At 49.9% G+C, this 26,615-nt stretch carries 23 protein-coding genes; 11 read left to right on the top strand and 12 right to left on the bottom strand.

Annotated elements, in window-relative coordinates; all coding sequences use genetic code 11:
• Nucleotides 1–25 precede the first annotated feature (25 nt).
• A complete protein-coding gene (locus H6F56_RS03085; RefSeq protein WP_190665387.1) occupies nt 26–592 on the bottom strand; it encodes a hypothetical protein in 567 nt (188 codons plus the stop codon).
• A gap of 251 nt (nt 593–843) precedes the next feature.
• On the opposite strand from H6F56_RS03085, the gene ruvB reads away from it, so the two are divergent.
• Both ruvB and H6F56_RS03075 read left to right on the top strand, forming a co-directional pair.
• Nucleotides 844–1,956, top strand: a complete 1,113-nt coding sequence (ruvB, locus tag H6F56_RS03080) for a Holliday junction branch migration DNA helicase RuvB (RefSeq protein ID WP_190665386.1) — start codon at nt 844–846, stop codon at nt 1,954–1,956.
• 157 nt (nt 1,957–2,113) lie between these two features.
• The gene (locus tag H6F56_RS03075; protein ID WP_190665490.1) at nt 2,114–2,917 is read left to right on the top strand and encodes a tetratricopeptide repeat protein; all 804 of its coding nucleotides are present in this window, start codon (nt 2,114–2,116) and stop codon (nt 2,915–2,917) included.
• A 112-nt stretch (nt 2,918–3,029) separates the two neighbouring features.
• Here the strand turns inward: H6F56_RS03075 and H6F56_RS03070 are convergent, their stop codons facing one another.
• Nucleotides 3,030–3,857, bottom strand: coding sequence for a TIGR01548 family HAD-type hydrolase (locus tag H6F56_RS03070; RefSeq protein ID WP_416360980.1), 828 nt, complete (start codon nt 3,855–3,857; stop codon nt 3,030–3,032).
• Nucleotides 3,858–4,034: 177 nt separating this feature from the next.
• Here H6F56_RS03070 and H6F56_RS03065 point away from each other — a divergent pair, with 177 nt between their 5' ends.
• Nucleotides 4,035–4,334 (top strand): 30S ribosomal protein PSRP-3, encoded by a 300-nt coding sequence (locus H6F56_RS03065; protein WP_190665385.1) that lies wholly within the window; start codon nt 4,035–4,037, stop codon nt 4,332–4,334.
• Nucleotides 4,335–4,509: 175 nt separating this feature from the next.
• Nucleotides 4,510–5,592, top strand: coding sequence for a class I SAM-dependent methyltransferase (locus tag H6F56_RS03060; protein WP_190665384.1), 1,083 nt, complete (start codon nt 4,510–4,512; stop codon nt 5,590–5,592).
• Nucleotides 5,593–5,758: 166 nt separating this feature from the next.
• On the opposite strand, the gene H6F56_RS03055 is transcribed toward H6F56_RS03060, so the two are convergent.
• Both H6F56_RS03055 and H6F56_RS03050 read right to left on the bottom strand, forming a co-directional pair.
• Nucleotides 5,759–6,769 carry a phytanoyl-CoA dioxygenase family protein gene (locus tag H6F56_RS03055; RefSeq protein ID WP_190665383.1) on the bottom strand — a complete coding sequence of 337 codons (1,011 nt, stop codon included), beginning with the start codon at nt 6,767–6,769 and terminating at the stop codon, nt 5,759–5,761.
• 98 nt (nt 6,770–6,867) lie between these two features.
• Nucleotides 6,868–7,236, bottom strand: coding sequence for an EamA family transporter (locus H6F56_RS03050; protein WP_190665382.1), 369 nt, complete (start codon nt 7,234–7,236; stop codon nt 6,868–6,870).
• Nucleotides 7,237–7,338: 102 nt separating this feature from the next.
• Between H6F56_RS03050 and H6F56_RS03045 the strand changes: the two genes are divergently transcribed.
• Nucleotides 7,339–8,049 carry a Mo-dependent nitrogenase C-terminal domain-containing protein gene (locus H6F56_RS03045; protein ID WP_190665381.1) on the top strand — a complete coding sequence of 237 codons (711 nt, stop codon included), beginning with the start codon at nt 7,339–7,341 and terminating at the stop codon, nt 8,047–8,049.
• Between the two features lie 153 nt (nt 8,050–8,202).
• A complete protein-coding gene (gene obgE, locus H6F56_RS03040; protein WP_190665380.1) occupies nt 8,203–9,231 on the top strand; it encodes a GTPase ObgE in 1,029 nt (342 codons plus the stop codon).
• A gap of 69 nt (nt 9,232–9,300) precedes the next feature.
• On the opposite strand, the gene H6F56_RS03035 is transcribed toward obgE, so the two are convergent.
• A complete protein-coding gene (locus tag H6F56_RS03035; protein ID WP_309236425.1) occupies nt 9,301–10,983 on the bottom strand; it encodes a serine hydrolase in 1,683 nt (560 codons plus the stop codon).
• Between the two features lie 121 nt (nt 10,984–11,104).
• Nucleotides 11,105–11,998, bottom strand: coding sequence for an RNA methyltransferase (locus H6F56_RS03030; protein WP_190665379.1), 894 nt, complete (start codon nt 11,996–11,998; stop codon nt 11,105–11,107).
• Nucleotides 11,999–12,203: 205 nt separating this feature from the next.
• Here H6F56_RS03030 and H6F56_RS03025 point away from each other — a divergent pair, with 205 nt between their 5' ends.
• Nucleotides 12,204–12,371: a DUF2256 domain-containing protein gene (locus H6F56_RS03025; protein WP_190665378.1), complete on the top strand. Its 168-nt coding sequence runs from the start codon at nt 12,204–12,206 to the stop codon at nt 12,369–12,371.
• A 57-nt stretch (nt 12,372–12,428) separates the two neighbouring features.
• A complete protein-coding gene (locus tag H6F56_RS03020) occupies nt 12,429–13,385 on the top strand; it encodes an isoaspartyl peptidase/L-asparaginase (RefSeq protein WP_190665377.1) in 957 nt (318 codons plus the stop codon).
• A 251-nt stretch (nt 13,386–13,636) separates the two neighbouring features.
• On the opposite strand, the gene glmU is transcribed toward H6F56_RS03020, so the two are convergent.
• From glmU to H6F56_RS03005, 3 genes are all read right to left on the bottom strand, one after another.
• The gene (gene glmU, locus H6F56_RS03015; protein WP_190665376.1) at nt 13,637–15,010 is read right to left on the bottom strand and encodes a bifunctional UDP-N-acetylglucosamine diphosphorylase/glucosamine-1-phosphate N-acetyltransferase GlmU; all 1,374 of its coding nucleotides are present in this window, start codon (nt 15,008–15,010) and stop codon (nt 13,637–13,639) included.
• Nucleotides 15,011–15,168: 158 nt separating this feature from the next.
• Nucleotides 15,169–16,200: an HD domain-containing phosphohydrolase gene (locus H6F56_RS27065; RefSeq protein ID WP_190665375.1), complete on the bottom strand. Its 1,032-nt coding sequence runs from the start codon at nt 16,198–16,200 to the stop codon at nt 15,169–15,171.
• Nucleotides 16,201–16,537: 337 nt separating this feature from the next.
• Nucleotides 16,538–17,431 (bottom strand): tRNA (5-methylaminomethyl-2-thiouridine)(34)-methyltransferase MnmD, encoded by an 894-nt coding sequence (locus H6F56_RS03005; protein ID WP_190665374.1) that lies wholly within the window; start codon nt 17,429–17,431, stop codon nt 16,538–16,540.
• Nucleotides 17,432–17,771: 340 nt separating this feature from the next.
• On the opposite strand from H6F56_RS03005, the gene H6F56_RS03000 reads away from it, so the two are divergent.
• Both H6F56_RS03000 and H6F56_RS02995 read left to right on the top strand, forming a co-directional pair.
• The gene (locus H6F56_RS03000; RefSeq protein WP_190665373.1) at nt 17,772–19,226 is read left to right on the top strand and encodes a hypothetical protein; all 1,455 of its coding nucleotides are present in this window, start codon (nt 17,772–17,774) and stop codon (nt 19,224–19,226) included.
• A 150-nt stretch (nt 19,227–19,376) separates the two neighbouring features.
• Nucleotides 19,377–20,201 (top strand): sulfurtransferase, encoded by an 825-nt coding sequence (locus H6F56_RS02995; RefSeq protein WP_190665372.1) that lies wholly within the window; start codon nt 19,377–19,379, stop codon nt 20,199–20,201.
• A 391-nt stretch (nt 20,202–20,592) separates the two neighbouring features.
• On the opposite strand, the gene H6F56_RS02990 is transcribed toward H6F56_RS02995, so the two are convergent.
• Together H6F56_RS02990 and H6F56_RS02985 are read right to left on the bottom strand one after the other, a co-directional pair.
• Nucleotides 20,593–22,113: an MBOAT family O-acyltransferase gene (locus H6F56_RS02990; protein WP_190665371.1), complete on the bottom strand. Its 1,521-nt coding sequence runs from the start codon at nt 22,111–22,113 to the stop codon at nt 20,593–20,595.
• Nucleotides 22,114–22,164: 51 nt separating this feature from the next.
• Nucleotides 22,165–25,530 (bottom strand): DUF1574 domain-containing protein, encoded by a 3,366-nt coding sequence (locus H6F56_RS02985; protein WP_199312553.1) that lies wholly within the window; start codon nt 25,528–25,530, stop codon nt 22,165–22,167.
• 118 nt (nt 25,531–25,648) lie between these two features.
• Here H6F56_RS02985 and H6F56_RS02980 point away from each other — a divergent pair, with 118 nt between their 5' ends.
• The gene (locus H6F56_RS02980; protein WP_190665370.1) at nt 25,649–25,921 is read left to right on the top strand and encodes a hypothetical protein; all 273 of its coding nucleotides are present in this window, start codon (nt 25,649–25,651) and stop codon (nt 25,919–25,921) included.
• 465 nt (nt 25,922–26,386) lie between these two features.
• Here the strand turns inward: H6F56_RS02980 and H6F56_RS02975 are convergent, their stop codons facing one another.
• Nucleotides 26,387–26,542 carry a hypothetical protein gene (locus H6F56_RS02975; RefSeq protein ID WP_190665369.1) on the bottom strand — a complete coding sequence of 52 codons (156 nt, stop codon included), beginning with the start codon at nt 26,540–26,542 and terminating at the stop codon, nt 26,387–26,389.
• Nucleotides 26,543–26,615: the final 73 nt, after the last annotated feature.

The raw sequence follows: 26,615 nt of genomic DNA, 5'->3' as shown, positions 1-26,615 counted from the left end.
ATTTTATGCAGAATTTTTCAACTTGTTAAGCCAAACTTTTGTTTTCCCCGCTCTCAGAAAGCACCGGCTGCACCGCTTGCTGGATCGCCAGCCGTTGCTCTGCATCATATCCCCAGCGCTTCAGAAACGCCTCATAAACCCCCTCACCGGCAGTCACACTCTCCAACATCTGCTGAGCCAGCTCGTGTGTCCGTGGCAGCTCAAGCATTGCAATTAAACCAGCCGAACGGGTGGAAGTACGCGCAGAATTCGCCGCCATCTCCTCATCCTGCCTGCGCCGGTGCGCCACCACCATCGCCGCCGACATCGCCACATTTTTCACCAGCAATTCTGAGACAATCTCAGGAGAAGTCCGCAATGCGTTAATCACGCCAACAGACGGACGATCTGCCAAAGGCCGGCTATCCGTTAGATAAGTCACAAAAAATCCCCGTGCCCCATTCTCGCTGCTAACGAGCTGGGTCAGTACCGATTCTATTTCCTCCTCCGATAGCGCTCCTCCTTCGATCTGGTCGAGTAAAGATTGAGTTAGCGAGATCGCTTGCTCAAACGTCAAAGATTCTGGGACTGACAAAGACAGTGGAACAGTCATAATTTAAAAAATCGTTAACTCAGATTATTGGCCGGCAAGAAAGTCCAACCGACAAACAAGGTCACTTGAACTAGGGGAATATTTTATACGACGCGATCAAATCCGGTTAATGGATTTCTTTCATAAAAACATGGCCACATCTGTCAAATCCAATCAGAGGGATAAGTTCACAACAAAAGGCCGGTTTTGAGAAAAATTTAAATCTCACAGCGAAGCACAAACCAAATTTAAAATTTAAACTCTAAAATCCTATGGCAATCGTCTCCTCCAACAAACAACCGCAAGAACCAAAACGGCAAAAAAGTGCTGCCGAAAAACCGGCAACCTACAACGCGCCGGCTCCCTCCCTGCTTGAACCTCAAGCAATTGGTGAGGAAGACAGCAACAGCAAACAAGAAGAGAAAATTAGACCCCAGCGGCTTGCAGACTATATTGGGCAAAAAGACCTTAAAGAAGTTCTCGATATTGCCATCAAAGCCGCCAAATCTCGACAAGAATCTTTAGATCATCTCTTGCTTTATGGCCCTCCTGGCTTAGGCAAAACTACAATGGCCCTGATTCTCGCCTCAGAAATGGGCGTTGGCTGCAAAATCACCACAGCGCCGGCATTAGAACGTCCCCGCGACATTGTCGGCTTGCTCGTTAACCTCCAACCCGGAGACATTCTTTTCATCGATGAAATTCATCGCCTCAGCAAAATGAGCGAAGAAATTCTCTATCCCGCAATGGAGGATTTTCGCCTCGACATCACCGTTGGAAAAGGCCAAAGCGCCCGAACTCGCAGCATCCCTCTGCAACGCTTCACCCTTGTGGGTGCAACCACAAGAGTTGGCGCATTAACTTCCCCACTGCGTGATCGATTTGGCCTAATTCAGCGCCTGCGCTTCTACGAAATCGACGAACTTAGCCAAATTGTGCTGCGAACCGGCCAAATTCTCAAAACACCCCTAACTGACGAAGGGGCAACAGAAATCGCCCGACGATCTCGCGGCACCCCGCGCATCGCCAACCGGCTGCTCAAACGCGTGCGCGATTACGCCGAAGTCAAAGCAGCCGGCACCATTACCGCCGAAGTTGCCGGTGAAGCCTTAGAACTATTCAACGTAGACCCCTGCGGCTTAGATTGGACAGATCGCCGGCTGCTTAGCGTGATCATCGAAAATTTCAAAGGTGGGCCGGTTGGCTTAGAAACCATTGCTGCCGCCACCGGCGAAGACACCCAAACCATTGAAGAAGTCTACGAACCTTACTTGCTGCAAATCGGCTATCTCAACCGCACCCATCGCGGACGTATGGCTACTGACGCTGCTTGGAAACACTTAGGTTATAGCCCTCCAGATCAGCAGTTATCGTTGCTGCGGTGATTCTTAGTATGGGGCATGGGGAATGGGGCATAGGGCATGGGGCATAGGGGGTGAAGAGTGAGCAGAAAAATCACAAATCTGGGAACGCCGGCCTCACGAATCACCAAATGTCTGAATGCCGGCCTCTAAAATTAGCAAATCCCTTATAAACTTCACGATGATTCGCTCGATTCTTAAAATACTGTGTGTGCTGCTTGTCAGCGTTGCTATCAGCTTCGTGAATAACGCCCCAGCGATCGCGCAAACTAATACAGACCAAATACCCATTGAGGAACTCGCCAGCCAAGCCTTTGATGCCACCAACACCGGCGACTTTGCCACCGCAGAAAACTACTGGACACAAATTCTTGAACAATTCCCAGAGAATCCAGCGATTTGGAGCAATCGGGGAAATTCTAGAGTTAGCCAAAACAAATTAGAAGCGGCACTTGGGGACTACAACAAAGCCATTGAACTCGCCCCCAGCGCCCCCGATCCTTACTTAAATCGCGGGACTGCGCTGGAAGGACTGGGCCGGTATTCAGAGGCGATTGCTGATTATAATCACGTTTTGGAACTCGACCCCCAAGATGCGGCAGCCTACAACAACCGGGGCAACGCGCAAGCCGGCTTGGGACAGTGGAAAGCTGCGATCTCAGATTATGGGTACGCTGCTGATTTGGCCCCAGATTATGCCTTCGCACGCGCCAACTACGCCCTCGCCCTCTATCAAGCCGGTGAAACTGAGGAAGCGCTTCGCACGATGCGGAATTTAGTCCGCAAGTACCCCAAATTTCCCGATATCCGGGCAGCGCTAAGTGCTGCGCTTTGGGAGCAAGGAAAACGCGGCGAAGCTGAAAGTAATTGGGTTTCAGTCGTTGGTATGGATTCGCGCTATAAAGACATTGATTGGGTGAAAAGTATCCGCCGCTGGCCGCCGGCAATGGTAACTGCCCTAGATAAGTTTCTCCATCTTCAGTAGGGAAAGTGAGTCCTGAGTCCTGAGTCCTGAGTGCCCAATGCCCTATCCCCCATGCCCTATCCCCCATGCCCCATGCCCCATGCCCCATTCCCAATCCCCCATGCCCTATGCCCTATGCCCTATGCCCCATAACCAATTCCTGAATTACCTTTGGCGTTAGTTCTTCTACATTCCTCAAGACGATTGCTGCACCGGCTGCTTTGAGGGTGTCGGTGTAGGTGTTGCAACGTGCCGGTGTTTCTTGAACATGAGGCGGCAGAATTCCTACGCCAATCCAAGTTCGGGATGGCTGTAGCTGTTGCGCTTTTTGGATGGTTTGCATATCTGCAACAGTGTCACCGGCATAGACAACGGGCTGTGATTTCTCTATTTGATGCCGGTGTTCTAACTGTTCCACTGCTGCGAACAAGCCGGTGGGATTGGGCTTATCTGGGGCATCCTCCATTGCTACGAGAACAGGTGATTTTAAGCCCAGGCGTCCTTCTAAAACATAAGCGGCTTCGGCCCGTGGTGCCCCGCTAAAAAAGCCCCAAGCAATCCCCCCATCTGTCAACTGTTCAAGATAGCCCAAATGTAACAGCAAAGTCTCTTGACAAATATATCCATCCCATGCTGCTTCATCACTGCCGCGATAGCGGGATTGGAAGAAGGCGACGATGGCATCAAAATTGAGGTTAATTTGCCCTCGCGGCTGTCCCTGGCCCTCAAAGTGGCGGTAAACCAATTCTTGTGTTGCTAGCCAGTCGTTGTTCCAGATGCCTTCCGATTTCAGCCGATCAATGTCCACCGGCATGGGGCGGTAAGCGTTGCCGGTGAAAGACTCAACCGTATCGGCTAAAGCCCGCCGGTAAGAACCGGCCACATCCCGAATTACGCCGTCAATATCAAACACAACGATAGCCGGTGCTGGCGTTGCTTCTGTGATCAGTTCAGTATCCAAAGAACTAACATCCGATTGATTAATCAATTGATTCAGGCATCTGCCCAAAGCTGAAACCCTATCAGATTATGGATTTTACCAATAAACTCTAAGATTAAATTAAAAATCGAGCCGGTGCGGTAGAATGAGAGACTGTAGATTTTCTTTTTTAATCCTGGGGTTGCCCTGGAGGTGTTTTTGTCGAAGTTCATTCTGAAAGTTCTCTGGCTAGAAGAGAACGTCGCCCTCGCTGTTGACCAAGTTGTAGGCAAAGGCACTAGCCCTTTGACATCTTACTTTTTCTGGCCTCGCAACGATGCCTGGGAACAGCTCAAAAATGAAATGGAAGCCAAACACTGGATTTCCGAAGGCGATCGTGTCGAGTTGCTCAACAAAGCAACGGAAGTCATTAATTATTGGCAAGAAGAAGGCCGGCGTCGGCCTATGGCTGAAGCGCAAACCCGGTTTCCAGAAGTTACCTTTACAGGTAGCAACTGAACCCGAATTCATAGAATCTGTTGCTAGCGGATGCCTAGTCTCCATCAGGAAGCTAGGCATCCGCTTATTGCTATGTCAAAACATTGCCGCTATACTGAGCTGCAATCGGCTTGGTTATTGCAAACTTGAGCGGATAATTTTCTCAAAAAGACTTGCTTGTGCGATCGCTTAAGTCATGACTCCTCAAGAAACTTTGATGCCGGCTGAGCAAAATATAGTCATAACAGATTCAGCCACGCTCGATCAATCCATCACAAATAGAGTGGATAGTTGGATAGTTACCCGTGGTGAACTATCCTTGCCTTGTGTGCCGGCTTTGTTAGATAAATACGTGGAGCGATTGCAAGCGCTGTTTGAAAGTATTGGCAAGCCGTGGAAGCCAGAAGAAATAGAGCGATTGCGCCAGCTACTTGCTGAAAAGTTAGCAGCGGCGTTTGAGACTTCGCCCCATTCTCGAATAATCGTGAAGTATGAGACAGATAAGTTTCCTTCCACCCCAACAAAGCGCTTAGTGGTATCAGTTTCAGTCCTCGTTTCCACTGTTGAAGACGAATACAAAATGTGGACTCAAACGAGAGAACCGCCCTTATTTGGCAAGCATCCAGACGCTAAGGTGATGGCAGTTGCAGCGGAACTGGGCGAACCGGCTAGTGCAGCGATCTTGGATGTGGGTGCCGGCACAGGTCGGAATACGCTGCCACTGGCAAGACTTGGCTATCCCGTTCAGGCGTTAGAAATGGTGCCGGCATTTTTGCGGCAGATCCTGGCTGTTGTCAACGCAGAAGGGTTGCCGGTGATGGTAACACCCGGAAACATCCTTGATCCAAAAATTGGGCTACCAAAGGCTAATTACAAACTGGCTATCGTCGCGGAAGTCGTCTCTCATTTTCGCAGTGTTGAGCAGTTGAAGCAGTTGCTTGCGAAAATGGCTGAGGTGCTGCGTCCGGGCGGTTTGTTACTATTTAATATGTTCTTAACCGTAGAAGGTTATGAGCCAGATGCTGTTGTTCGGCAGATGTCTGAAGTGGCTTGGTCATCCCTATTTACGCCGGCAGAACTAGCGGCAGCGCTGGAAGGTTTGCCTCTGGAATTGGTTTCAGATGAATCGGTTTATGAGTATGAGCAGGAAAACTTGCCGACTGAAGCGTGGCCACCAACCGGCTGGTTTACTCAGTGGGCTGCCGGTCGAGATTTATTCCCAATTTCAGATGGGCTGCCACCCATAGAATTGCGCTGGCTGCTGTACAGACGCTTGTAATACTAACGCTGTTTTGTGATGAAACAGTAGATTTGGGGGAACGTTTTTTTAGCCACAAATAGATAGAAAAGTCTTTTTTTTTACCACAGATAAACACAGATAAATTAAATGGGGTTAAAGCGGTTATTTGTCTATGTATTACAGACAAATAACCACCAACTATTTTCTATTGACGCTCTAGCAAGGCTTTACGGCTGGGGACAAAATGGCCATTCTCGTCGTAATATTCCGGTAAGTAAGGTGCGCCTTTGTAATACACGACATCAGCAGGATCGCGCACTGTGCCTGATAAATCGTGATAGTAGTCCACGTCAAAGCCGATATAGTGGCAAGCCATGCTCTTGCGGCTGAGAGTGGGTTCTTCTACCAAGGCACCGCCATGAATCAGGTTGGCGTGCCAGAGGAAAACATCTCCTTTGCGTGCAATGAACCGTTCGGTGGGTAGGCCATTTTCGCGCATTCGGTCGGTGAGCAGATCCTGGACTTCATCAGCAGAATCTTTGCCGCCGGTTAAACTTGCTGCTTCAAGATAGCGCAGCCGGTGACTGCCTGGAACGTAAAGTAATGGGCCGGATCGGGCGTCGATGTCTTCAAAGGCAACCCAGGCGGCGGCGAGAAATCCATAGGGTCGCGTGGTCATGTGGATGTGATCGTGATGCAGTGCTCTCTGGGTGCCTTTAAAGAAATTGATGGTTTGGCAGCCATAGACATCGCGACCTAAAATTAGACCGAGCCATTTCAAGATTTGCCGGTCCAGAAATACATCCTTGATCACATCTGACTGCATATGGACGTTGATCGGCGGCTCGAAATGGCCATTAGCGTCACGCTGCAGGGGCCGGTGATGGCCACCAATGATGGTTTGCTCAGTCCAAAACCGCTCAAACTCTTCCATGACGAGATCGAGCCGACTGTCGTCGATCAGCTTAGGCAGGACGAGGTAGCCGTTTTTGTGCCAGTAGCTCAACTTTTCTGCGGTGTCGCTGTCAATTTCACTGCGTTCCTGCTTGGCTTGAATTTCACTCAGGGCATTAGATCGGTCAAGCCAAGGACTGACTGCTTCTGGTTGAGGCCATGCTTGGTTTTCTTGGAGTTGCTCTTGTGAGGTGGATTGCTCTTGTGAAACTGGCTCTTGTGAAGTAAAGATTTGCTTCAGCCATGCCGTCATGCGGCTCATATGTGGCCTCCTTTGTTAGCGATTGAGCTGGAGAAAAATATAATCTTTTTTGCCTACTATTGCCCTGCCGGCAATCCTGGTCAGTCTTAGACCTGAGATTATTCTTTTGACAGCACTAAAATAACACCGGCAACGATTAAACTTAAACCTAAAATGCGGCGTAACGGAAGGGTTTCGTGAAAGACGAAGTAACCCAACAGCACGGAAAAGACATAGCCTAAAGCCAGAGCCGGCCCTGCCACGCTGAGTTTAACGCGAGAGAGCAGCAAAATATAGGCAATCACCCCGACGCCATAGAAACTTAAGCCGACTGCAAGTTCGGGGATGACAATCATGCCTAAAATATCGCGAAAAAAACTGCCGGGGTGGTATTTCCCGATCTTTAAAGCGCCGGATTTCAGGAAAAACTGCCCCGCTGCACTCGTTACGATTGATATTAGGAATAAACCAAACTCTTGCGGGGTCACAGAGGTGTCCTTATACGAGCAGCTCAGTCTCTCAGTTTACAAGCTGCACTCACGCTAGAGCTACGATTGATTTGAGTCGATACACTTACAGGTGTCCATCCTATGACTGGTGTTGTAAATTCCCCCCTAACGGGCGAGCAAATTTCTGCATGGCTGCGCGGACTACTGACCATTGCTTGGTCAGACGGCCACTTCGATCCAGAAGAACAAGCCATGATTGGAGAGTTGACTCAAATAGAATTAGCGCCTCGGATTGATTTAGGGCCATTGGAGCCAATTTCTCCAGAAGAGCTAGCTGCGATATTAGGGAACGACTCTGTCATCACAGAAAATTTTATGAGAACTGCGGTGATGGTGGCTTTGGCAGATGGGGTATATTCTGCCAGCGAGGATGAACAATTGCAGCAGTTTTGTCAAGCTTTAGAACTGAATGTGCAGGTGCTTGAGGCGCTGCGCCACACGCTTTACGATCAACACGAGGATAGTCACACCGGAACTGTTAACGCCCCCAAACAGGGACAAGGACTTGCCTCACCGGCACTAACAAAACGCCAGCGAGATATGCTGCGCCCCGTGCGCTACTGGCTAGATGACTTGGCAATTCACGACCCCAGAGTGGCTCGCTTCTTATGTAAAATGATTCCTTCCCAGTGCCCTTTTGAGCGAGATGTGAAACTGTTCGGGCGTAAGGTGGTGCATATTCCCCCACTGTGCAAGCTCAATCCCCTTTACGATCAATTAGTAGGTCTACGCTTCCGCGCCCTATCTTACCTAGCCGATGATTGTGGTGAGGATGTTTCCCCTTACTGCTAACCTCATCTGCGTATGGCTAGCGCCACGCTACGCTATCATCTGCGGTTAAAAAACAGAAATCTCTTCCCAGCCGGTTGAGACAGCAATTTTTCCCCAGTGACACCCCAAAAAGCTCAAGGCGCACTCGCCCCGACCCAATGACAAAGGACAATTATGCAATTTATTGATCGAGCAGAAATTCAAGTAGACGGCGGCAGTGGGGGTGACGGACTGGTTGCCTTCCGGCGGGAAAAATATGTACCGGCGGGTGGCCCTGCCGGTGGCAATGGCGGCAAGGGCGGATCTGTAATTATGGTGGCAGTTGAGAACGTACAAACGCTGCTGGACTTTCGTTACGCCCACCAATTCAAGGCGGAAGACGGCAAGCGCGGCGGGCCAAGTAACCGCACGGGGGCCAATGGTCGCGACTCTATCCTGGAAGTTCCCATTGGTACGGTTGTTTATGATGCTTCCACCGGCGAAATGCTTGCGGATCTTGTGGAAGCGGGCCAGACATTTTGTGCTGCAGCCGGCGGTAAAGGTGGGTTGGGAAACAAACACTTTCTCAGCAACCGCAACCGGGCACCTGAGTATGCTTTGCCTGGGTTGCCAGGAGAAAGCCGGCTTCTGCGTTTGGAATTAAAACTGTTAGCTGAGGTGGGGATCATCGGGTTGCCCAATGCCGGCAAATCAACTTTAATTTCCTCTCTCTCAGCGGCGCGTCCAAAAGTTGCAGATTACCCATTTACAACGCTGATCCCAAATTTAGGGGTCGTCCGCAAACCCAGTGGGGATGGAACCGTGTTTGCCGATATCCCCGGACTGATTGCCGGCGCTCATGCCGGTGCCGGTCTTGGCCATGAATTTTTGCGGCATATCGAGCGCACAAAAGTGCTGCTGCACCTGATTGATACTACCGATGATGACCCCATTGCCGCTTATCAAACGATTCAGGAAGAGTTGCAGGCTTACGGACGTGGACTTGCAAACCGTCCGCAAATTATCGCCCTCAACAAAATTGATGCGGTTAACGCAGAAACTTATGATCTCGAAGGTCTCAAGCGCACACTTTCTGAACTAAGTCAAGTACAAGTTTTTACGATCTCTGCAGTCTCGCGAGAAGGACTGGAGCCAATGCTACAGAAACTCTGGCAATTGCTTGATGAGATGGCTCTGGTAGAGCCTTTACCCGTATCCTTTTAGCGACCGGGCAAAGGAGCGCAAGGACTTGCCCTCTGCGTCCTTTTGCAGGGAAAAACAGCCGGCTTCACGCTACTTACTGAAAGATTTGTAAGCGATGCGAGAAAGCTGCCGGATTAGTTCCGATCCCCGCTCATCATTGTGGGGGCGTTTAACCATCACAGCCGCAATATATCGCTGGCCGGTGGGCATATCGATGAGGCCAACATCACCCACCAGGGAACCGATATCGCCGGTTTTGTGAGCGATTGTTGCTCCCGGCTCCAGTCCTTGGGGCAGCAAGGAATTATTCACAGTCCCTTGCATAATCGCCAGCAAGCGATCACGACTGCGTAGTGACACTAGCTTGCCTTGATGCACCAAAGCCAATAAATTGGCCATATCTTTAGGACTGGTTGTATTGGTTCCTTCTAAATCGGGGAGGATGTTGCGGATCGCTGTGGTGCTTAACCCCCAAGATAGAAATCGCTGATTGAGGGCAACAGCACCGCCTAAGCGATCAATCAGCATATTGGTGGCGGTATTGTCGCTGATCGTAATCATCTTCGTAGCTGTGTCCAGGGCGCTGTACTTCGTGCCTGCCGGCTGAAACTGCATATCCCCAGAACCTTCAGCTATCTGCTCAGCGCTCATCGTCAGCCGCTCATCCAGGCGAATTTTGCCCTCATCCACATCCTGGAAAAAAGCGATGAGAATGGGCACCTTAATCATGCTGGCAGCCGCAAACGTTCCAGAACCTGTCAAATCGATATAACCGCCGGTATCGAGATCAACAAAAAATGCTCCCGCACTCAACTCGGCATTTTGAGCCACCAAAGCCTGCATCTGGTTTTTCATCGGCACGAGTTCCTCACCCAGCTGTAAATCAGGCAGTTGGCTTGCTTGGGCAGAATTTTTCTCTCCACTCTGTATGCTTTGTTGAGACTGACCGCTTTGAGTGACTACAGATGCGTGGTTAACGGTTTCTGAAGCGGGATAGCGGCTGGCTGGATCGAATACAGACAGTAGCGTTCCGGCAATTACCCCAATTCCTACGCCTAAAATCAGCATCCGAGTGCCGTATACCAGGGGAGAGGTGGATTGCTTGCGCGGCTGGTTCTTTGGCGTACTCTTCTTTCGCTGGCGAGGCGGTTGGGAGGCTGGCTGGTTAGTTTTACTCGTTGAGTTTTGCGGGGGCTGTTTTGCCGGTTGCCGGCTGGCTGAGGGCTGCTGGCTGGTTGGGATCTGGGTTTGACGGGACGGGCGCTGCTCGACGGGCTGCACCGGCGCGGTTCGTTTCTGGGATCGCGGGGTTGTTGAGCTTGGCCGGTATGGCTTGATATCGCCCATCGTCCGTCGTGCAGAATTCAAAGAGGTTCGCGAAGCCGGCTGGACGGGATTTCCTGTCTGAGATTGTCGGGAATTAGAAGTAGGCGATCCACCCCCACGGCGTTTAGTTGGCAGTGGGGAAACCGACTGGGGTTCGTTGCGGGGATTTACGCGATCCGGGCTAGACAGCTCAGATTCCCCATAAACGTCTTTATCTACGGGCTGGCGTTGCCCCCCAGATCTTGCCTGGGGTGGCTGTTCTTGGGGCTGTTGCCGGCGTTGCTTGCGGGTATCGCGCCGGCGTTCCCGACGTGGTTTTTCTTCCGACACGTTTCGCAATTGTCCTGCTGATTGATTGTGCGCTCTTGACTCTGTTGACGTCTCATCTGACGCCGGTTTTGATGGCACTGCCGACAAAATTGACCGAATGGGAGTTCTCTGAGCCACACCAGACTCCTTTACATTTCATCAATAAGAGGCTGCACCCACGCACCGTTGCGTTTGTACAGCAGCCTTTACTTCTACCCTATTTGCGTACCTTTTCCGCAAAAGCTGAGCCAGGATCACGTTAGGTTTGGCTCCTGTCCTTCGGGCCGGCTTTGCCAAAGTTTAGCGGGTTCTTAGGAGAATCGCTAAGCTTGTCTTGCGACGCCTTTAGCGTACCATCAACCATCGTGTGGTTGGATAAGGCCCACTCAACCTGTCTAAGGATACCCCGTAACATCGACACTTCAGATCCTGAAGGCTGGGCGCGGTTAAACAGGCACCGGAATTTTTCCATGCGGCTGGCTGCTGTGTGAGGGTAGAGGTATTCGATTTTGAGCAATAGGGCTTCTAGTTGCTCATAGTACCCTTCCAGCGCCTCTAGGGGGGCGGAGTCAGGATTGAGCGGGAAGGATGGTTGGGTGATGTTGCTATTTTGCGTTTGTGCTTCCCCGAACCCCTGCTGTCTTTTTTCTTCCAATCGCGCACTCTCGGAGAGTTCGTAACAGCAAATCGCCACTGCCTGAGCCAGGTTTAAGGAGGGATAGATATCCGTTGAAGGAATTCGCACAAATCGCTGGGCATATTTTAATTCTTCGTTGCTTAACCCTCGGTCTTCGGGGCCAAATATTAAGGCTGCCGGTGTCTCTAGCAACCAAGGCAAACCGCTGCGGGGGTGTTCCATGACTGGGGGAGCAATGGATCGCTCGCGAGAGGTTGTAGCAATCGCTCGCTGGCATCCTTGCAGGGCTGCCGGCAGGCTGGCAACAAGCCTGGATGATTCTAAGATGTCTGCGGCGTGAACCGCCATTCTTCGGGCGTCTTCTCCAAGGGGATCGCACTGGGGATTGACGAGTACGAGCTGTTGCAGCCCCATATTTTTCATCACTCGCGCGATCGCTCCGACGTTAAGCGGGCCGGCAGGCTCTACTAATACAATCCGAATTCTCGATAATAAGATACTGCTGTCAAGTTGCATTTATTCAAATAAATTGCGTCCGTTATTGATTCTTCAAAATATTTACTAGCCTCGCCCCCAAATTGTGGCATAATTCAAGGCAATTTTATTTCTAGTTATTTGCTCTCTGTTTCATATATTGATTCAAAATTTTGGATATTCTAGAGTGTCTGCTTTCCCAGCTAGTTTTCCGTAAAATTGAAAGGAACTGTATCGTCAAATTAGCATGGGACGGGCACGCTCTAAATCTGACTTACCCACGAAAATTTGCCCCGTATGTCAACGCCCCTTCACATGGCGTAAAAAATGGGCAGATTGCTGGGATGATGTGAAATATTGCTCTGAACGCTGTCGCAGGCGTCGCGCTGGGGCTGGACTGGAGACGAAAGAATAGAGAATGGAAGAAAGCTGATGCATTCTCTATTTTCAACTGACAACTGACAACTGACAAATGACTATTCACAAAGTACAACCTAAACTAATTATCCACGGTGGTGCCGGCAGTTCCTTGAAAGGAAAAGGCGGGGCAGATGCAGTGCGGAAGTCTCTCTACAAAGTGGTAGAAGAGATCTATGGGCTGCTGTTAGCGGGAGCAGCTGCTAAGGACGCAGTGATTCGGGGCTGCCACTTGTTAGAGGACGATCCGCGCTTTAATGCCGGCACGGGTTCTGTACTGCAATCAGACGGTCAGATCCGCATGAGCGCTTCGCTTATGGATGGTTCAGCGCAACGATTTAGCGGTGTGATCAATGTGTCGCGTGTGCAGCATCCCATTGAGCTTGCCGAATTTTTACAGGGTTCGGCGGATCGGGTGTTGTCAGATTTTGGGGCGGCAGAACTTTTGCGGGAGTTGCAAGTTCCTCTATACAATCCTCTAACTGAGATTCGGTTGCAGGAGTGGATGCAGGAACGTCAAGAAAACTTTGTTCGCGAAGCGGCTGGGGTGGTGGCTGAAAACGAGTTGGTCGAGGACAGCAACGCCGGCTACGGGACAATTGGCGTAGTGGCGCTCGATAGCCAAGGGTGTTTAGCAGCCGGCACTTCGACAGGCGGTAAAGGTTTTGAACGGATCGGACGGGTAAGTGATTCCGCAATGCCGGCAGGGAATTACGCAACAGCGAAAGCGGCGATCAGCTGCACCGGCATTGGTGAAGATATTATTGATGAGTGTTTGGCTGCACGAATTGTAGTGCGTGTAACCGATGGTTTATCTTTGGTAGAAGCATTTGAGCGTTCGTTTACAGAAGCCGGTGTCAGCAAACGCGATTTTGGTGCAATTGGACTCGATGCAAATGGGGCGATCGGTTGGGGTAAAACTAGCGAAGTTTTGTTAGCTGCTTATCACACCGGCAATCAAATGGGCGACACCCTCGATTTGAGTGAGGGCGTTGAAAGTGGCGGGTTGTAAACGTCTGATTAAAATCTGAGTTTTGAATTCAAGCTGCCTCACTCAAAATTCAAAACTCAAATTTTTTCGGTTAAGAAGAGGTTAGGAATTCGGTAGGTGGGACAATTTTTTTTACCCGAAAGTCTTTACCCTTGATCGGGTTTTAACCACGCCATTGCCTGAGAAAAATCTCTTGCCAATCCAGCAACGCCCTTCAAATGTTTGTAAGGCTGCTTTCTCTAGGGCAACCTCATCTCCATCTCCCAAAATAGCTAGCCACCTGCGGTTTCATCTTTCTGAGATTTTATCCGCCACCCATGCTTAACAGATTGGCGAGAACGTGCAATTACCAAACAATCTTTGGGCACGTCTTCCGTCACCACAGAACCGGCAGCCACGGTAACATCTTCTCCGAGCGTCACCGGCGCGACAAGAACGCTGTTAGAACCAACCTTGGTGTTCGAGCCAATGTGGGTTGGGTGTTTGTTCACGCCGTCGTAGTTGGCAGTAATTGTGCCGGCACCGATATTCACCCGATTTCCTAGTGTGGCATCGCCTAGATAGGATAAATGAGCGACGTTGGTTTTATCGCCGAGGGTCGTATTTTTCATCTCCACAAAATTTCCGATCCGGCAGCCGGTGCCGACATTGACATGACCGCGCAGATGTGCATAGGGGCCAATTCGCGTGCCGGCGGCCACCACGCTATCTGTCACGACCGAGTAAAATACGGTAACCTTTTCACCCAACTGGCTGTTTTCAATTAAACTACCTGGCCCGATGCGGCTGCCGGCTTGAATAACGGTTTGGCCACGCAGATGGGTTTGCGGTTCAATCACCACATCCGGTTCTAACTGCACAGTATCGTCAATCGTGATGCTGTCCGGGTCGATCAGCGTCACACCGGCAGCCATCCAATCATCCTTCACCCGTGTCTGCAATATCTGATAAGCTGTGGCCAACTGCTTGCGGTCATTGATTCCGAGAATTTCCTGATAATCCTCAACATCCACCGCCATCACCGGCTCTAGATAATTAACCGCATCCGTCAGATAATATTCCTGCTGGTCATTTTCCGCCTTCAGACGCGGCAGCACTTCTGCCAAAGAGGGCCAGTGGAAGCAGTAAACGCCGGCATTGATGCGGCGATTTTGCTTTTGTGCAGGGGTGCAGTCCCGATCCTCCACAATTTGTTTGAGCAGATTTTGACCATCACAAAACACCCGCCCGTAGCCTTTCGGATTCGGCAGATGCGCTGTGAGAATCGTCGCTGCGTTGCCGTTTTCTGTGTGCGTCTGCAGCAGCATTTTAATAGTTTGTGGCCTCAGCAGAGGCACATCCCCATTCAAAACCAGTAAATTACCTTCAAATCCTTCTAGATGAGGCAAAATTTGCTGAACAGCATGGCCGGTTCCCAACTGCTGTGTTTGCTCAACAAACTCCACATCTGTATCCGATTGCAGGGATTCTCTTACTAAATCTCCCCGATATCCAACGATCACGATGCGCCTGGATGGCTGTATTGAGAAACAGCTGTTAAGAACTCGTTCGACAAGTGATCGCCCGCCTAAAGAGTGTAAGACCTTAGGCAAATCTGATTTCATCCGCGTTCCGCGTCCAGCCGCTAAAATTGCTACTGCTACCATTCGTTTCTGAGCCAGTTTCTCCCAATGGAGTATACCCTGCAACAGCCCCTATCCTGCCGGCTTTTCCCTGAAGTTAACCAGGAATGAGGCAATTGTAGATTCTCAATTTTAGATGCTAGATTGCCAGATTCTCTTATATTCCTAGCGTCACTCCTGCCTTATAACACCGACGAAGCGCTGGCTTGAAGCACTTCCATCGTCTGTATTTTCACATTACTTTTTCCTAGCAGCGTCACAATAAATTCCTGAAACTGCATAACCAACTCAGGATTCCGCCAGCCTTTGTTCGTTTCCTGGGCGATAATTTCTAGGGCTTCTGTCGGCGTGAAAGCTCGTTTATAGGGACGTTCGCTTGTGAGAGCATCGTAAATGTCAATGAGTTGAAATACCTGTGAGAGCAAAGGAATCTCATCTGCAACCAAGCCTTCTGGATAGCCGGAACCGTCCCACCGCTCATGATGGTATTTAATGATGGGCAGAACACCACGCATCGTCCGCAGGGGCTTGCAGATTTTCTCACCGATGAGGACGTGCTGGTTCATGATCTCCCGCTCTTCATCGGTAAATGGACCCTTTTTGAGCAGCACGGCGTCAGGAATTCCCACTTTTCCGATATCGTGGAGATAGCCGCCCCACATCAAATCCCGCAGCTCAGGACGGGACAGGTTAAGAAATTCCCCAAACTCTTTGCCCAAATCGATCAGCCGTTCGCAGTGATCGCCGGTGTTCGGATCTCGGCTTTCCACGGCGCGGGCGATGGAGAAAAGCACTTGTTCTGCATGGTCTAAATCTTCATTGAGACGCTTTTGGCGTACCAATGATTTGACGCGGGCGGTGAGTTCTAGGTGATCGAAGGGTTTGGTGAGGAAGTCATCGCCGCCGGCTTCAATTCCTTTGATCCGCGATCGCCGATCATTAAGGGCGGTGATAAAAATGACGGGGATGAGACGCGTCTGCTCATCCTGCTTGAGACACCGGCACACCTCAAACCCGTCCATCCCTGGCATCATCACATCCAGCAGAATCAGATCGAGATTAGTCTGGCTGACGCACTTAATCGCTGCTGGCCCACTTTCTGCTTCAAAGACATCGTAGCCTTCTACAGAAAGCAGTGCCACCGCTGTCATACGGCTAGCTGGATGATCGTCAACAACGAGAACTTTTGGCGGTTCAAAATCTAGGAAGCTCACGCTCGCACACCTTGCTGTAGGAACTTACAGACGTACTTGATACATAAGAAGCGAAACTAATAGGATCATTCTATCTAAAAGCCAGCTTCTACTCTTCTGATATTATCTTTAATTATCATTGTGTAGAAATCAGGCTTTCCACGTAGATCTGCTCCCCCTCTAAGTTATTTTGAACAGCTCCATTAATTTTTGTATTTAACACATGGCCAGCCGAGGGCGAAACCGAGTAAATGATTAGTTTCTTTCTTCTAAATTCGCACAACAGCTGACTTCGGTGCCCGTTTTTTTAAACTTTTGTTACATTTATACAAAATAAATTCTAGTTTCTCAAAGAAACTCAGGAAATAGACCAGCGCTTTTTCCAATGGGATGTGGGTTCTAGGGAAGATGCCTGCTGTTCAATTTGACGCCGCCCGATAATAGTTGCAGCACAGTCATGCAGATGGGGATCGCGGTAGGGGATCGCGGCACGAGTTTGCAAGTGTTCCCGCTCTTGTTGAGACAAACTCAGTAAATCTGCGGAAGTATTGGGTTCGTGATCTCTATCATTTTTCCAAGCCACTGTACCGGGTGAGCGCCGGCCTACCGGCGAAGTTGAGGCGATTTGCAACGCGGCGCTGATTAAAGCGCTGCGAACGGCGGCTGAGCACGAATAAGTTGCGATCAGGCCGAGGGGGTGGAGGCAGTTTGCTACCAAACTTAAAAATTCCACAGTCCACAACTGAGGGCAACTGGGTGGGGAGAAGGGATCAAGGAAAACCGCATCCGCTGGGAAACCGGACCTACATACCTGCTGGATCGTTTGTCGGGCGTCGCCGATCAGCAGTTGCGCTTGCAAACGGTCTGTTTCAATTTGGCAAGATGCAGCCAGTTGGGTTAAAAGTTGAGGAATAGGTGTCGGCCATTGGTTGAGCAGATTCTGTGAGATTGCAGCTTGAGGCGCAGCGGGGGTTAATTCCAGTCCGATCCATTCAATGCGACAGTCGGGATTGACTGCCCAAATTGTGGCTAAAGCCGCGGCGGTGTTATAGCCGAGTCCGTAACAAATATCCAGCAACCGCAGCACGGGTTGTCGGGCTTTATGGGCAAGCTGTAGCGGTTGTGTGAATTTAAGTTCAGCTTCTTGCCGTGCTCCAAAATGCGAGTGAAAAGTTTGGCCAAATTCTGCTGAGAAAAAGGTGAATGAACCGTCAGCGGTCAGTTGTGGGGTAAAGTTTTCAGTGTTTTGCATCGTTTGTCAGTTATTCTTTACTCTTGACTTATGACCTCTTACCATAAATGACTGACTCTAACCGTGGCCGACAGAATCTTTGGATGCCGGTGAGGTGTTGAGGAAGTCCGGTTAAGTTTTATTATTTAGTGGCAATTAAGCGAACGGACGGCTTATCTGAAGACTTTCATTCGGTTTTCCTATTCCGGAGGTGAGAAACTCAACACCGATCCAGAAGGCCGGTTTGCTGTGACTCCAGTGCTTTTTATGAGTTTTACACGGATTGTCTGTCTGTTTAAAGAAAAATATTTGTGCTTTTGAGTCGTAATAATGTTCTTGATGAAAAATTCTGCTAGTCACTATGACGAATTTTAATTCTGTAGAACTTCCCGATCAGGGGAATGCAGAAGCCATCGCCTCTCTCATCAATTATCTTCTTCATGACACCGGCATTACGGCAAGGGCAGCTTTGAAGGATAATTGCTTATTAGTAATGCTGGAATCCGATCAAGTTCCCGACCCAGATTCATCTATCGAGTTCATTCGTAAAACGATGGTAGAATGGCAAATCCAATTTGTTGATTTTATCGAAATTTATGGAAGAAAGATTGGGGACGATTCTCCGGCTTGGGCGGAATTAATTGTTTTGAAACCTCAGGATGATGAAAGTTTTTACCCGACAAGCGGAGATTTGAAAGCAGATGAGGAAAACTCGCTCAAACACAGTAAAAAAAGATGGCCGGCATGGTTTCCCTATCCAATTTCTTGGTTGAGAGCGTTGGGGTTACTTTTAATTGCGTTTCCTCTCACCAGTTTAATGGTGTTTAGGTTAAACATTGTTACCTCAACTGCCCTGATTAGCAGTCATGATGTTTTGGTTATTTTTGCGGGATATTGGGTTTTATTACCCACTTTATGCTTTTGTTTATATTATCATTTTTTCGGCGCGGCTGTTCGAGCAGAGAAACCTTCGTATCTATCTAAAGTAATTCCGTATTTTAAAGGCTTGTGGGAAGGCGTTTACGGTACATTTATCATCGCCCTATGTTTTTTAGTTATTTTAAACAGTATTGCTGGTTTTTATGTCTTAAATTGCAGCTTGGGAGGTGCGGGGAATGAAGATGTCAGTAGTTGTATTGGACGTGAATTTGGATACAGGGCATGGGAGATTTTTGACAGTGTTGAAAACTTTTGGGATGTCAGCGGTCGTGGCGTAATCATGGCGGGGAAAGATGGGTTCGCACTCAGACCTTGGGTGGTAATCTGGTTTGCAATCGCGGCTTATCTTTACCAAGTTGAGTGCCTGATCCGGCGATATTTCACGCCGAAACAACTGGCAAAAGGACTAATGGTGAGTTTGTTTGCGGTGTTGGTGGCATCCGGAATTGCTTTATTTTCTAAATGGCCTGAAGCCAAACAAACGATGCAGGTTGCGTCCCAGAAGCCGGCCCAAGTGCCATCTAACCCAATAGCGCTGATGCCTACACCGATTCCTGGTGAAGCTCCCTTGCCGGTTCCCTACGCGCCGGCTGTTGCCACCCCTTCTAAAATTCTGTTGAAAGCGCCTCCCCAAATGCCTCAATTTGATCCTTTTCCAGTGGCAATGACTAAGGCACAGAATGCGGTAAAACTCTCTAAATCAGCTAAATCTCAGGATGAGTGGAGTTTGGTTGTCAGTCATTGGCAACAGGCGAGTGCCTTGATGGAAGCAGTGCCGGCATCTAGTCCCAATTATGCAGTGGCGCAGCAGAAAGCGCTTGAGTACCAGGAAAATCTCGCCTACGCTCAGAAAGCAGCTGCGAATCGCCTCCGATAAAGTCGGGGCATTGCTCAAAGTAAAGTTTTTCTGCGCCGATACTATGCCCCCTGGGCACGCTGCACTAACGCCCTGACTCATGCACACACTTTTGCAATTTTCCCACCTCTGCAAAAATATCAACAGCCCTTCCTTGCAGTTGGTGAGCCAATGAATGACGCTGATTTTCTCGTTTCCCCCCAGTGGTTAGCCGAACACCTGGACGATCCACTTCTGGTGATCGTCGATTGTCGCTTTTCCCTCGCCGATCCAGAACTAGGGCAACAGCAATACACCGCTAATCACATTCCCGGAGCGTTTTACCTAGATCTCAACCAGGAGCTTTCCAGTCCTGTTGGTCGCCACGGTGGCCGGCATCCCTTGCCCGATCCACTCAAGTTGGCAAACACGCTGGCAGCAACCGGCATCAATTCTCAAGAAACTTTTGTTGTTGCGTACGATGATTCTAAATTTGCTTTTGCTTCGCGTCTGTGGTGGCTGCTGCGCTATTTAGGGCACGACCGGGTTGCGTTACTGGATGGGGGCTTCACCGGCTGGCAAGCAGCGGGCTATCCCGTCACGGCTGAAGTGTCGGTGCCCAAGCCGGCAACGTTTGTCCCCGAACCTCAACAGGATCGAGTGGTGGATATTGAGTATGTCAAAGCCCATAAAGATTTGCCGGGTGTTTTGCTGGTAGATTCCCGTGAACCGGAGCGCTACAACGGTTTACGAGAACCGATTGACCCGATTGCCGGCCACATTCCAGGTGCTGTGAACTATCCCTGGCAAGCGGTTACAGACGAGCAAGGTCGGGGGCTGCCGGCTTCTGAGCAAAAGCGCCGGTGGGCGGAGGGGACGCAAGCGAAGGAAATTATTGTCTACTGCGGCTCCGGTGTCACGGCTTGCGTGAATTTGCTCTCCCTTGAAATCGCCGGCATCCCAAAAGGCAAACTCTATGCCGGCAGCTGGAGCGACTGGTGTTCTTATCAAGTTTGAAGGGACGTTGAAACCGAGGATGAGGGAGTTAGGGAATAGAAATTTAGGCATGATCTTTCTTGCCTATGATTTCTATTGCCTCTTCTTGACCTATTTCTGTAGACTTTATTACAAAGTAATGCAGTTGTCTAAAATTATTTACTGCATTTGTATAAATATTCTCCAAAAAAAGATAAAAAAGATATAGTACAAAAATATAAGTGAAAATCTTGCCAAAAATGGGTGATTTGGAAATTATACGAATTTTGGGATAGAGATTTTGAGTTTTAGATTTTTGAAATCAGACTAAAGGGCCATTTTCTATCGGCAGGCGGTTGCTTTCTGTGGAGAAAAGAGGAAAGGGGATGTGCCGGCGCACATAAAATCCCCTAATCTCGGACTCCAAATCTTACTAAAAATCAAAGTAAATAAAGGGCGGGGTTCCATCGGGGGCGAGTAGCGCCACCGCGAAGAAACACAGCGGCACCAACAAAATTTTCAGAGGCCAATTTAACTCTAATTTGAGAGTTCGATTGATTAAATAAGATACTGCCATCGCTGCAACTAAAGCACCCAGGAGCATAGAAATTTGCAAGCGATCTAAACCCATTGTTTCTAGATAAACCTTTTGGGTGAACTGGATATCAGCCGCGTGTCCCCACAGATGCTGAATTGCCCAACTCGAATATCTCAAATCGGGAAGCCGGAACCAGATCCAAGCGGTAAAAACCATTGCCTGAGTCAGTAACCATGCCGTTAGCACACCTGGAATACTTTGCCACCAGCGTTTGAGAAGTGGCAACCGATTTGATAGGGCTTCTGTAAGGCGGTGAATCACTAAAGCGACACCGTGAACCCAACCCCAGACAACAAACCCCCAAGCAGCACCGTGCCAAATTCCGGCAATTAACATCACAATTAATAAGTTCAGACAGGTACGGTCTAAACCTTTGCGTGATCCCCCCAGGGGAAAGTAAAGGTAGTTGCGAAGCCAATCTCCTAAAGTAATGTGCCAGCGACGCCAAAAGTCGGCAATGCTGGTACTAAAGTAGGGAAAGTCAAAATTTTCTGGCAGGTTTAATCCCATCAGCATTGCGCTGCCACGGGCAATATCTACATAGCCACTAAAATCAAGATAAAGTTGCAATCCGTAAGCGAGGGTTGCTAACCAGATATCACCGCTCCCAGCGCGTTGCAAATTCTCGAAACTTAGATTTACAAGAATGGCTAAGCGATCAGCAAGTAATCCTTTTTTAACCGCCCCAGAAGCAATTAACCAAAGCCCTTCCGTCACCCGTTCAGCAGAGGGAAATTTTAGGGTTTGTAGTTGGGTGGTTAGATGATGATATCGGGTAATTGGGCCGGAAATCAGTTTAGGAAAGAAAAACTTGTAGGCAGCAAACTGAAGTAAATGCTGGCTTGCCGGCGCACCCCGATAAACATCGATGAGATAGGCAAGACACTCAAATGTGAAAAAACTCAGCCCCAAGGGAGGAAAAATATGGGTGCGGAACCAACCGGCACTTTGCCCCGCTTCTGGCAATTTCAACAAAGTGCCGGCAGATTCTAATAAAAAAGGCACGTACTTGAAGCTCAACAGCACCAAAACATTTAAGAAAATGCCAAGCCACAAAATTGCCAGACGCCGGGGACTCCAATTTGCTTGAGCGACTTGCAAATCTTCATGCTCGGAAATATTTCCCTCTAAAGACTGCCGGTGTTTAGATGCTTTTGCGTTGAGGGCGCGTCCCAAACGGAAGTTAATCAGAATACTGACCAACAGCAGTGGGATGTATTGAAATTGCAGTGAGGCATAAAATACCAAACTGGCGCTTAAGATCACCCACAGACGCCAGCGTTGTTGCTGAACTGTCCAGTAAACGCCGAGAAAGCTGAGAAGAAATAAGGCGTAAGGAAGTGAGAGAAATTCCATCTGACGAATGAAGGATGAAGAATAAAGCAGGGAAGATAACGTGCTGAATTTTTAATTCTGAATTCTCAATTCTTCATTGGGCATCGGCCAGGGAATCATGGGATCTTTCGCCACGCGTTGTGACACTTCATGGGCACCAAAACGGTTTAGGTGGCTAGGATCTGAAAAGTGTTCGTTTTGATTTGGCCACAGTCCAGATAAATCTCGGAAGATAAATTTTTCTTCCATAGACAGACGCAACATTTGCTGTTGAAATTCCTGTTCGTAAGCGTTACGAATAGGGTCTAAATAATCCTCAGTCAAAGGCAGATTGACGAAGGCTAAGGTAATATCGCGCGACTGCGTAAATTGCACCAGGTTTTTCAGGGCAGAAGTTTGCCGGCCTGCGAGCTGAAAAGATTCGTAATCAGCGTCATAATTGCCGGGGACTTTGGGATGTTTGAGATAGTAGATTGCTGGGTTGAAGCGCACCGGCAGGTGCATGAAGCCGTTCGCATCAATCGTACCGGCAGACTGCATCTCATCCGCTTCAGGGGATTCAGCGCCTTTCGTAGAGGCCACCAGGGGCTGACGCGTCACGCCTTGCAGCTTGAGCTTCGTTGCGAGCTGCTGCTGCAAGAGCCTTTTGAGCCGGTCACGTTGGGGATAAGTCGCAGAGATGCCAGCCAGCTTTTGGCTGAACCACTCACTCATGTCGTCGTAACTCGACGTCCAGAACTTATCATAGGCTTGAGAGGCGGCGTCCAAAGCCGGCGCAGGAGAATTGGGTGCGCTAGAGCCGATTTCCCCACCGGCATCGGAGATCGGGTGTTTGCCGGCACCCAGCTGCCGATACCCTTCTGAAGCCACAATCGCGTTGTAGGTCACATCCACCCGACCGCTATTAAACGCCCGCGCCCCATCCGCCCACAAAATCATTTTGGGCAGTTGGTCTGGGCGCAAAATCTGGCGAATCAGCACATCGACTGTTTGCGCGGTGGCACCGTTGATTCCAAAGTTAAATATCTTGACATTGGGAGAACCTTGTGCACTCAAGGTTTTTTGCAGAGCTGCCGGATCGATCCCCCGCAGCGCCCGTGAACTGCCCACAATCAAAATATCTGGGGTGCCCGAATCAGCCAAATACTGCTGGTAGCGCAGGAGATGTTCATCTAGCTGGCGGCTATTAAAGCTGGGGTAAGACAAAGATTCCAGAATACAGCGCTCTGGGTCTAGGCCGCCGGCACCTACCTGACATTTGCCGGCAATCGTGAGCTGTTCGCTTCCCTGCTGAGTAAAGCCGGACACATTAAAAACGGAGGAATCGTCCTTTCTTGATTTCGGCAGAGAAACTTGGGGCAGATCCAGGGATACTCTTGTCGGGACTTTGCCCTCCTCATCCGCAACCGGCTTCTTAGAAAGCGCCTCTTGAAATACCTGGTTCAACTGGGCTTCGCGAACCGGAGACAACTTGGTATCTCGTACCAACTGACCCATCACCCAATCTGCCTGTAGCGCCAGCAGCAATCCCAGTGTGCCCCAAACAAGTGCCACCCAAACCCCGTGAGGCGTCGCTTGATTTGCGAACTGGTTGCTAGGACTGAACAGTTGCGCTCGAATCAACAACTGTTGTAGAACATGACCCATGCCTTGTCCCATCCCAGCCAAACCAGCTTTCTCTTGGCTCGGTTTGATAGCTGGGCGCAAAACTAAATCGCCCGGTTGCGGCAGCAATTCCGCCCCCTCCGCAACCGAAGCCGCAAACTCTGGTGCCGCTTCTGGTGCTGCGCCGTAGCGCCCCACAAAATCAGCGCCGTAGCGCCACAAAGGCTTTTTCTGGCCGGCACGTCGTCCGTACACCCGCACCCCGGAAATTTCCGGAATTTGTAACTGGCGCAGTAACTTGGCGATCGGAGGGCCAACCCGACTTTGTGGGGGGCACACCGGGGCATCGCTGATCACGTGCAGCAAGTCGTCTTTCTGCAAAATTGACAGGTGAATACCGCCGGTAGCCAGCTTGGCATTCAAATTGGGATGAATCAGCCGGTCGAGGACAAACGTCAGCGCCCCTCGATCTCCTCGCTTCGCTAAATCTAAAGCTGACTCAGCTAAAGCCGGATGCTGGGTGGCAGCTAAATTCACCCAATCAATCCAAACGGGTGTTTCTTCCGCACCCAGCCCCAAACCCGGAGTTTTGGGTGAAACGGCACACTGAGGATTTAAAGACTGGGAACTGTCTACGCCATAGATCGTTGCGGCTTGAATTCCTTGAGGGGCAATGCTTTCTAAGACCGGCTTAATTGCAGCCACACACTGCCATTTATCAGGTGCCGGCTTATTCGCCTCGGCGGCAGTTTCCGCAGCGTTTGGAAGGCTGCCGGTTTGTGAAGGCTGCCGGCTGCAAAACAGATGCAGCGTTGCCTCCTTAAGCACCGCCCGAACCGCAATTCCCTGATTCGCTAAAGCGCGGTCAATCAGTAGCGCGATGGCTTGCACGTCACCCCAACACGCCCACGCCTTCAGCATCTCCTCCGGCGGCGTCATATCCACACGCAGCATCCACTCCGGTCTAGCTTCACCGCTAACCTGACCGACGATCACCGCATCTCGAAATCCCTGGAGAGAAACCCCTTCACGCTTTTCTAATAAGTTCCGCAATCGCTGGGCGATTGGTTCGGCAAGCAATGAGGGATCGGGACTGTAGGCAGACTCGCAACACACCCAAAGACGCTTGGTATTTTGGGCGGAGGTATTGCCTCTGCTGTACCCTTCGCTTGCTTCCTCCGCACCAGCATCTTGAATATCTCTTACGGAAACCTTCACCCCAACTCCTAAAGCGCTTAGGGTTTCGCTGAGATAGCGGGCGATGGCATCCGGGTTCCCAGATCGGGCTGAATACTGGTTAGCCAGACTTTCAGGGCTAGATGGGGCTTGTATGAGGCGCTGAGGCACTGAGACGCTGAGGGGTTGCACTGCTGCCACACTCCCCCGCTTTTCTGCTGCCGGTGGAACCGCAATCGGCAGGGTGCTAAAAGTCGGTTGCGCCGGCGTCAGAGTTGGAGGTTCAGGCTGAGGCACTTTAGATGGACTCGCCGGCTCTAAATGCCGATCCAGCTGAGTCGGATCGAGTCGCACCGTCCAATCAGGCCGATTATGGCCAACTTCCCGACCCGATAAAAATACTTGATAGATCCGGGGTTGCTCCGGAGGGCTGAGGGTTTCTAGAGAGTTATGGGCGAGTGCCTGGGCGAACCGAGTCACTGCAATTGCCACATCCGGACACGGAGATCCCTCACACAGAAGGTACAAATTATTCCCGCGCAGCCGTACTTGCACCCGCACATCTGGAAGTCCCAGTGCGCTCGATGCCCACTCGGCTAGGGTTGGCCCGCTGCCCACCCCGACTCGCTCATTCACATTCAATATCAGCGTCGTCATAGTTGCTAGTCATCTCGCTCCCTAGAAATAGCACACCCGCCCTACGTTTTGGCATAGTTGATGATAAAGGCGCAACTGCCTTTATGTTGTTCCCACCATCACGTTTTTGGAGGCACCGATGTCATTATCTAGCCAAACCCTATCAGAAAGTCATCAATTTGACACCTCTAACAATCGGCCAACCTCTCCAGATGCAGCAAATGCTCCCGTGGATGTGCTGTTGAGCTTGGGAACAGTGCCGGTTTTACTTGGTTTGTGGGGAGGCAAAGCGATCTCTTCATTGATGCGCGAACTTGGTCAGGCGAGTGAGGAGGTGTTTCGAGGAGATCGGTTGCCGGTGCTGAATTTTCCCACCGCCCCAACTTCCGCTCCGGAGGAATCTGAGGATTAAGGCATAGGGCATAGGGCATGGGGCATGGGAAGAGAAAGAAATACCTCACCTCTCAACTTGCCCCCTCTCCCGCTTAGAACTTAAAACTCTACTCTCCGACTCAGGACTTTATTAGGAATAGGCAAAAATGTAAACTTTAGTAAACTCATTATTACTAAGAGCCGACCCTATGTTAATTTAATAGTGGACATCAACAAGAGTGTTAAACGTTAGTATCGAGCAGCAAAGGAGTGATAAAAAAATTCGTTGTTGATGGGTCTAGACCCGATGTCCCCTGTCTGGAATCCCTACGAAAGTTGTCCACCCTAGTAATTGACTGTTTTCACTCGTAACGTTCCGTCTTCTTTGGTTTAATTTTTGAACAATCTGTCTCTGATTTTCTTTCGAGCCTAACCGCCCTTGGTTAGGCTCAAATCGTTTTTAGGGGATTACAGTTAACTTAGCACTTGCCGCAATCGTTTCGCTTCAACAAGCGAGCAAGATGCCACCGATGAGCAGGAAGGGCAGACCGAGAAATAGCCCAATACCTGGGATCAGTAAGGTGGGAATGCTTCCCCATAAGATGAATAGCAAGCCTAAGCATTTGCGAATACTGGTGAGTAGGCAACCAATGAGTTTCATGATATTTATCCTTTGAGTTTTAAGATGTTTTGAGGCTGCCGCACCCGATGAGTGAGGGGCGGGCACCAGTTCT

This window comes from Microcoleus sp. FACHB-672 (assembly GCF_014695725.1).
GTDB lineage: Bacteria > Cyanobacteriota > Cyanobacteriia > Cyanobacteriales > Oscillatoriaceae > FACHB-68.
The sequence above is the reverse complement of the archived record's forward strand: the minus strand, read 5'-3'. Positions and strand labels throughout refer to the sequence as shown.